Annotated in this window: 7 protein-coding genes; all 7 read left to right on the plus strand. The window is 51.7% G+C overall.

Annotated features, from left to right (window positions below):
* The first annotated feature begins 73 nt into the window (after positions 1–73).
* Complete coding sequence (locus EKN00_RS09805; protein WP_127850065.1) at positions 74–1,654, plus strand: putative polysaccharide biosynthesis protein; 1,581 nt, start codon at positions 74–76, stop codon at positions 1,652–1,654.
* Positions 1,655–1,657: 3 nt separating this feature from the next.
* A complete protein-coding gene (locus tag EKN00_RS09810; protein WP_127850066.1) occupies positions 1,658–1,921 on the plus strand; it encodes an RNA-binding S4 domain-containing protein in 264 nt (87 codons plus the stop codon).
* A gap of 109 nt (positions 1,922–2,030) precedes the next feature.
* The gene (locus tag EKN00_RS09815) at positions 2,031–2,435 is read left to right on the plus strand and encodes a septum formation initiator family protein (protein ID WP_127850067.1); all 405 of its coding nucleotides are present in this window, start codon (positions 2,031–2,033) and stop codon (positions 2,433–2,435) included.
* 56 nt (positions 2,436–2,491) lie between these two features.
* Positions 2,492–3,025, plus strand: a complete 534-nt coding sequence (locus EKN00_RS09820; protein ID WP_127850068.1) for a S1 domain-containing RNA-binding protein — start codon at positions 2,492–2,494, stop codon at positions 3,023–3,025.
* Between the two features lie 91 nt (positions 3,026–3,116).
* Positions 3,117–4,424 (plus strand): tRNA lysidine(34) synthetase TilS, encoded by a 1,308-nt coding sequence (gene tilS / locus EKN00_RS09825; RefSeq protein ID WP_127850069.1) that lies wholly within the window; start codon positions 3,117–3,119, stop codon positions 4,422–4,424.
* A 19-nt stretch (positions 4,425–4,443) separates the two neighbouring features.
* Complete coding sequence (gene hpt / locus EKN00_RS09830) at positions 4,444–4,983, plus strand: hypoxanthine phosphoribosyltransferase (protein ID WP_127850070.1); 540 nt, start codon at positions 4,444–4,446, stop codon at positions 4,981–4,983.
* Positions 4,984–5,058: 75 nt separating this feature from the next.
* The gene (gene ftsH, locus EKN00_RS09835; protein ID WP_127850071.1) at positions 5,059–7,215 is read left to right on the plus strand and encodes an ATP-dependent zinc metalloprotease FtsH; all 2,157 of its coding nucleotides are present in this window, start codon (positions 5,059–5,061) and stop codon (positions 7,213–7,215) included.
* The last annotated feature ends 226 nt before the right edge of the window (positions 7,216–7,441 follow it).

A 7,441-nucleotide genomic window follows, 5' to 3' on the forward strand; every position in this document is an offset into this window, starting at 1 on the left:
AGCTAACAATTTTCGGACCACGAATAGGCTAAACTTACTATAGAAAGTAAACAACGTGAAAAGGGGTGAATTCATGCGCCAAAACCATTTACAGAGCCTGATGCGCGGTGCGTGGATTCTCTCGCTGGGCGCGCTCATCACTAAAGTGTTAAGTGCGGTTTACCGCATCCCGTTTCAGAACCTTGTCGGTAACACTGGCTTTTACGTTTACCAGCAGGTTTACCCGTTGTACGGGCTGGCCGTGGTGCTCGCCCTTTCTGGCGGGCCGGTTTACATCTCAAAACGGGTGGCCAGTGCGAGCAACCAGGCAGGCAAAAAATTGGCGGCTAGGCGGGCATTAGTCCTGATGTTTGGGCTTGGCGCGCTGCTGTTTGCCGTGTTGTTTCTGTTTGCTCCCCAAATCGCGCGGGGGATGGCGGATACACGGCTCACACCCCTCATTCGCACCGTTTCGTGGTTGTACCTGATTGTTCCCTTTGTCGCAACCGCCCGCGGATATTTTCAGGGCGAAAACAACATGGTGGCCACAGCGACGAGCCAGGTGGTTGAACAGATAACGCGTGTTGCGATTATTATCGCGGCGGCGGTGGTGGGGACCGCGTTGCACTGGTCGGTTTATCTGATTGGTGCCATCGCGATGAGTGGCGCATTATTTGGCGGCACTGCCGCCGCGGCGATGTTGATGCCGCACTTTAGGCGTAGCTTGGACGGTCGGCTGTTAACCCAAGAAGCACCTGATGAAGGCTGGGGCAGGTACAGCCGCAACTTTTTCAGTGAGGGCGGGGCGCTGGTGCTGTTTTCGGCGCTGATGATCTTGCTGCAGCTTGTTGACAGCTTTACGGTGACCAAGGGACTCCAATTATCTGGGCTAACGGCTGCGGTTGCGCGGGATTTGAAGGGTGTTTACGATCGCGGCCAGCCGTTAGTTCAACTCGGATTGGTCGTCGCCACGGCGTTGTCACAAAGTTTGCTCCCGGCACTAACGGTTGCTAAACACAAACAAGCAGATGAATTTTACAACCGAACGGCCGTAATGATGTTGCATTTGGCAATTGCCAGTGCCGTGCTGGCCACCACGGGGCTCATGGCCCTAATGCCATTTGCAAATCAGCTGCTGTTCGGCGACCGCCAGGGAACGGGCACCCTCACAATATATGTCATTAGTGTTGCGCTCGTTGCCGCGATTAACGCGGAGGCAAGTCTTTTGCAGAGCCAAGATCAGTTTCGGACCACGACGATTGCGCTGGTTGCGGGCGTGGTGGTGAAGATGATGATTACCACGAAGTTGACGGCAAAATTTGGTACCAGTGGGAGCGCACTTGCTACGTGTATTGCGTTAGTTGTTACGCTCATGATTATTTACGCGGCAATGGCGCCGGTAATTCGGCGCGCAATCTGGCATAATAGGTTTATGGCCCACCTTGTTGGCTTAGGGCTAGCAGTGCTAGCGACCGGCTGGGTTTGCGGCACGCTAATTGGCCAGACGAGTCGCAGTGGGGCGCTGTTTGCCGCCGCGGTTACTGGGGTGGCGTGCCTGGTTGTCGCACTGGTGGCTGGCTACAAATTACGGCTGCTCACGTTGCGCGAAATGATTATGCTGCCAGGTGGTAGCCAGTTGATGCGCCGATTTAACCGGCACAAACGAAAGGAATAAGAAATGCGATTAGATAAATTTTTAAAGGTATCCCGAATTATTAAACGCCGGACAGTGGCGAAGGAGATTGCGGACAAGGGTCGCATTCAGGTTAACGGTCGGGTAGCGAAGTCCAGCACGGATTTGTCCGTTGGTGACAAGCTGGTTATTGGTTTTGGTAACCGGACGCTTACCGTCCAGGTTGACGAACTGGTTGAAACTACGAAAAAAGATGCTGCAGAATCAATGTATACTGTTCTGGAATCCACAGATAAAAGCGCTGAATAAGCTATACCTGACGCGGAGTTCTTGGTATACTTTGCAGTAGAACTAGATACACTGGGTGACTGTGGTTATCTTGCTATGGTCACCCAAAAATAGCAAAGGAGCGGTTGAGATGAGCAAGGCACCAATTAGCCAGATTGATAATTCGTTCACGCGCGCAAAATCGCTAGCGGACGCCAAAGCGGCGAATGCTTCGCGGCGCAAACGCGTGCACAAACGTCGATTGGTTGTGCTCGGTGCGTTGCTCCTTGCTGTTTTTGTTATTGGCTTTGTTCGGTTGCACGCGATTAATGCAGAACGGGAAACCGCTAATGATAATATCCGCAGTGCACAAAAGCACTTAAGCAAGGCACAGAAACAAAAAAAGGCACTAAAGGTTCAGGTTGACCAGTTGAACAACGAAGCATACCTGGAGAAATTAGTGCGCTCGAAGTATTACGTCTCGAAGTCCGGCGAGGTGATTTTCACCTTACCGGCAAAGGCAAACCGCATTGGTGGAATTAGTATCACCAAGTAACGGTTGCGGGAGCATCAGTTGATGTTCCACCATCATCAAGGAGGACTTGTTCGTATATGTCAGTAGCAGTTGGGGCAAAGGTTACCGGGAAAGTTACGGGAATCACGAATTTTGGCGCGTTCGTCGATTTGGGTGCAGGCCAAACGGGGTTGGTGCACATTTCCGAAGTTTCGAATGAATTCGTCAAGGATATTCACGATGTCCTGACGGTCGGTGACGAGGTGACCGTTAAGGTGATGTCCATCAAGGACGGAAAAATTGGTTTATCCATCCGCAAAGCCAGCGATGAAGGTACGCAGGGTGGCGCCCATGGCAGTCGCCCACACAGCGACCGGCCCCAGCAACATGGGGGCCCGCGTGTTGGTGGTCGTCCGCAAAACGGGGATCATGGCCACGACAATCGTGAAGGCCGTCCAATGCAGGGCAAGAGGCCAGCAGGACGGCGGGAATTCGGTGGTAAGGATGAACCTAAGGGCGATGATTTTGACTCACTCCTTTCCGGTTTCCTGAAGGACAGCGAACAGCGTCTTTCGACGATTCGGCACAACACTGAAGGTAAGCGCGGCGGCCGCGGCGGCCGGCGCAGCTAGTAAGCAAGACAAAGCCCCAAACCCATGCGATTGGGTTTGGGGCTTTTATTAAAGGTAACAGGAGGTGGCCCTGATTTTAAGTCCAAAGAAAATGACGAAGCTGCTAGCACAAAATGCAATTAAGCCGGGAACTAAAATTTTGGTTGCCGTTTCTGGTGGTGCTGATTCGTTAGCGCTGCTGGACCTGCTGGTGCGTGTGCGTGAGGAACTTCAATTACAATTGGTTGCCGTGCACATTAACCACGAACTTCGCGTAGAGTCTGCTGCTGAAGAGGCGGCGGTGCGTGACTATTGTGCTAGCCATCGGGTGGAACTGGTTGTGCGGCACTGGCCGGTTGCCCAGCATCCAGATGCGGGGATTGAGGCTAGTGCGCGGGAGTTTCGCTACCAATGTTTTGCGGACGTAGCGATGCAGCAACAATGTGCCGTTGTGATGACGGCGCACCACCGCGATGATCAGGTGGAGACGGTGTTGTTTCGGATGTTGCGCAGCGGGGATGCCCATAGTGTTCGCGGCATTTTGGCCGAGCGTGATTTTCACGGTTTGCGGCTAGTGCGGCCGCTGCTCTCCGTCACCAAGGCCGAACTAAAGGCATACGCCGATTATACGAATTTGCCTTACAGCGAGGATGCAAGTAATAGTGACGTCCACTATAGTCGTAACTACTTGCGGCATCGCGTTTTGCCGATGCTTAGGCAAGAAGATGCACGGGCAGATGAGCACATTGCACTTTTTGCGACGGAACAAGCCGGATTGGTTGAGCTAGCGGATGTGACAATTCGTCATTTTCTCAGCCTTCTCGGACCAAAGTCGGATGAGATTGACTGGAGGCAAGTGCATACTAGTTCTCACGCCGTCCAAACATTGGTGTTGAGCGCAGCCCTGCGCCGCATGATTCCCGATGTATCGGCCAAGCAGGTCCAAGCCATCTTAATGGCGCTGGAGGCGTGCGATGGGCGAACGCGGCGTGTCCGCATCAACGCAGAAACAGAATTGGATGTTCGTGATTTGCATATTGCCTTGGTCCCAGCCGTGCATCGGCCGCGAAATGATGAGGCGGTCACATTTGATTGCGTCGGCGCGGTCGGCCGAGTTGGTGATTTACAGATTTGCTTGACGGATAAGCCGAAAGCAGGCGAGCACGTGTTAACTGAAGTGGCGTCTGTGCCCGTTACGGTCAGACATCGCCAGCCGGGTGATTACCTCACGCTAACTGATGGTCACCACCAATTACTTAGACGGTGGTTCATCAACATGCACCTCCCGCAAGACGAGCGCAAAGAGGTATTAGTCGCGGCAAGTGGCGCGCAAATTCTGTGGGTTGGAACAAAGTCCGGGAATCAATTGTGGCGCGTCCAACAAACTGATAAAATCAAGACATTATTGGTGCTGCGTTAAAAGCGGAAAGGGCATAACAATGCAGGAAGATATTTTAAAGGTTTTGTACTCCGAAGATGAAGTGAAGGCGATTGTTCGGCGGCTTGCAAAGCAGGTTGAGCAAGATTACCGGGGGAAAAATCCCCTAATGATTTGTATTCTCAAGGGTGCCGTCGTGTTCATGACCGATTTTGTCCGCGATATTGATGATTACGTTGAGCTAGATTTTATGGACGTTTCCAGCTACTATGGGGGGACCAAGTCCACTGGTGAAGTGCGAATCATCAAGGACGTCGACACGAGCGTTCGTGACCGGGATGTCGTTTTGGTGGAAGACATCATTGACACCGGCGCAACCTTGAAGTCGCTGATGGGACTGTTTAGCCATCGCGGGGCCAAGTCCGTTAAGGTTGTCGCCCTGTTCAACAAACCTAGTCGTCGGCAAGAATTTGTCGCGGCTGATTACGTCGGCGAAACCGTACCCGACGAATTTATCGTTGGGTACGGACTTGATTACGCGGGCAAGTACCGTAATTTACCTTACATCGGGATATTAAAACCTGAAGTATATGCTAACTAATACCCCAAAAACCTGCTTATTGTGGTATCTTTGGATAGTAACTAATTAATCATTGCTGAGTGCTGGAGGTTATGCATGAAGAACAACAAAACCAGCTTGTTCAGCAGCACTCTCACCTACTTATTCATCTTTATCCTGCTTGTTGCGGGATTTGGATACTTTATGCGCGGCGATTCAGGCAGCGCGTCAGAGCAGATTAAGTCAAGTGAGTTTATTGCTGATTTAAAGCAGAACGACGTTAAAGAATTTTCCATCCAGCCGGACGGCAGTATCTACAAGGTCACCGGGGAATACCGGAAGGCACAGAAAGCAAAGAAGACTACCAATGGCGGCATGGGTCTGTTCAATAACCAGTCCACAAGCAAGGTGACCCAGTTCACCACGATTGTGCCTGGCACGGACAGCTCAATTGCGAAAGTACAGAATTTAGCGGCTAAAAACGACGTTAAGAACGAAACTTTGGCGGAATCCCAGTCTGGAACTTGGATTAGTATTCTGCTCAGCGTTGTGCCAATGCTGCTCATCCTGGTCGTCTTCTATATGATGATGAATCAGAGCGGCCAAGGTGGCGGTGGCAACCGGATGATGAGTTTCGGTAAGTCACGCGCCAAGCAGGCGGACAAGAGCCAAAACAAGGTTCGCTTCTCCGACGTCGCTGGTGCTGAAGAGGAAAAACAAGAACTTGTTGAAGTTGTTGAGTTCTTGAAGGATCCACGGAAGTTTTCCAGTTTGGGCGCCCGGATACCATCCGGTGTGCTTCTGGAGGGCCCTCCTGGTACTGGTAAGACGCTGCTTGCCAAGGCGGTTGCCGGTGAAGCCGGTGTACCATTCTTCTCCATTTCTGGGTCAGACTTCGTTGAAATGTTCGTCGGGGTCGGGGCATCACGTGTCCGTGACCTGTTCGAGGAAGCAAAGAAGAAGGCACCAGCGATTATCTTCATCGATGAAATTGATGCGGTTGGTCGTCAGCGTGGTACCGGTATGGGTGGCGGCCATGATGAACGTGAACAAACTCTGAACCAGTTGCTTGTCGAAATGGACGGGTTTACCGGTAACGAGGGTGTTATCGTGATGGCTGCAACCAACCGTTCAGATGTCTTGGACCCAGCGCTTCTCCGTCCTGGCCGTTTCGACCGGAAGATTCTGGTTGGTCAGCCTGACGTTAAGGGCCGTGAAGCAATTCTGAAGGTGCACGCGAAGAACAAGCCGTTTGCCGATGACGTCGATTTGAAGACGATTGCTAAGCAGACCCCAGGGTTTGTGGGTGCTGACCTCGAAAACCTGCTGAACGAAGCTGCCCTTGTTGCTGCACGTCGGAACAAGAAGGCAATCGACGCAAGTGACCTTGATGAAGCTGAAGACCGTGTCATTGCGGGTCCAGCCAAGAAGGACCGTGTCATCACGGAGAAGGAACGCCGGACCGTTGCGTTCCACGAAGCGGGGCACGCACTTATTGGGCTTGTCCTCTCTGATTCCCGTGTTGTTCGTAAGGTAACCATTATTCCACGTGGGCGTGCTGGCGGTTACGCCATCATGCTACCTAAGAATGATCAATTCCTGATGAGCAAGAAGGAATTGAACGAACAAATCGTTGGGTTACTTGGTGGCCGGACGGCTGAAGAAATTGTCTTCAACCAGGAAAGCACTGGTGCGTCAAATGACTTTGAGCAGGCAACACAGATTGCTCGGGGCATGGTCACAACTTACGGGATGAGCAAGCGTTTAGGTACGGTTACTCTTGAACGTGAGGGCGGCCAGCCATTCATTGGTGCACAGTATGGTCAAGGTGCTGGTTACTCACAGGCTACCGCAACGGCCATCGATGATGAGGTTCGTGAAATCATCGATGCTGCGCACAAGCAGGCTTATGACATTATCCAAGCGCACCGTGAACAGCACAAGCTGATTGCGGAAGCACTGCTTAAGTACGAAACCCTGAACGAAGAACAAATTCTCAGTTTGTTCAACGATGGCAAAATGCCAGAAAAGAAGGGGAGCCAGTTCCCAAGCGAAAAGGCCGCAACCTTTGAAGAAGCAAAGGCTGCCCTTGAGCAGAAGGAAGCAGAAAAGCACGCGGGTGATGACAGTCAACCAAGTGATACTGCTACGGATGCTGATCATGCTGCGGAGGCACCACAGAAGTCGGATGAAGATAAGGCAGAAGCCAAGTCTGAAGAGCAGTCTGATGTAGAGCCAAAGCACGATGATGACGATAACAATCCAGAGGCATAAGTGAAAAGAGCAGGACAATTGTCCTGCTTTTTTGCTGTTTACGGGCAATTACATTGATGGAACTCGGGGCTACTTTCGGGTGCGTGAGTATGCGTTACTGCGAGCGAATCCGCAGATAGCACTTTGTTTTTGCGGTTCTTTGTCAAACAGTGTTGATTAACAACGTGGTTCTATTTAGAGCTTTCTCTTCGGAGAAAGCTCTTTTGTTATTTATGGAATTTGAGCG

The sequence above is a fragment of the Lacticaseibacillus hulanensis genome, assembly GCF_004010095.1.
Classification (GTDB): Bacteria; Bacillota; Bacilli; order Lactobacillales; family Lactobacillaceae; genus Lacticaseibacillus; species Lacticaseibacillus hulanensis.

Bases quoted from the DNA above. Each gene is read 5' to 3' on its own strand.
- EKN00_RS09810 (WP_127850066.1), top strand. From the start codon at position 1,658: ATGCGATTAGATAAATTTTTAAAGGTATCCCGAATTATTAAACGCCGG.
- EKN00_RS09805 (WP_127850065.1), top strand. From the start codon at position 74: ATGCGCCAAAACCATTTACAGAGCCTGATGCGCGGTGCGTGGATTCTC.
- ftsH (WP_127850071.1), top strand. From the start codon at position 5,059: ATGAAGAACAACAAAACCAGCTTGTTCAGCAGCACTCTCACCTACTTA.
- tilS (WP_127850069.1), top strand. From the start codon at position 3,117: ATGACGAAGCTGCTAGCACAAAATGCAATTAAGCCGGGAACTAAAATT.
- hpt (WP_127850070.1), top strand. From the start codon at position 4,444: ATGCAGGAAGATATTTTAAAGGTTTTGTACTCCGAAGATGAAGTGAAG.
- EKN00_RS09815 (WP_127850067.1), top strand. From the start codon at position 2,031: ATGAGCAAGGCACCAATTAGCCAGATTGATAATTCGTTCACGCGCGCA.
- EKN00_RS09820 (WP_127850068.1), top strand. From the start codon at position 2,492: ATGTCAGTAGCAGTTGGGGCAAAGGTTACCGGGAAAGTTACGGGAATC.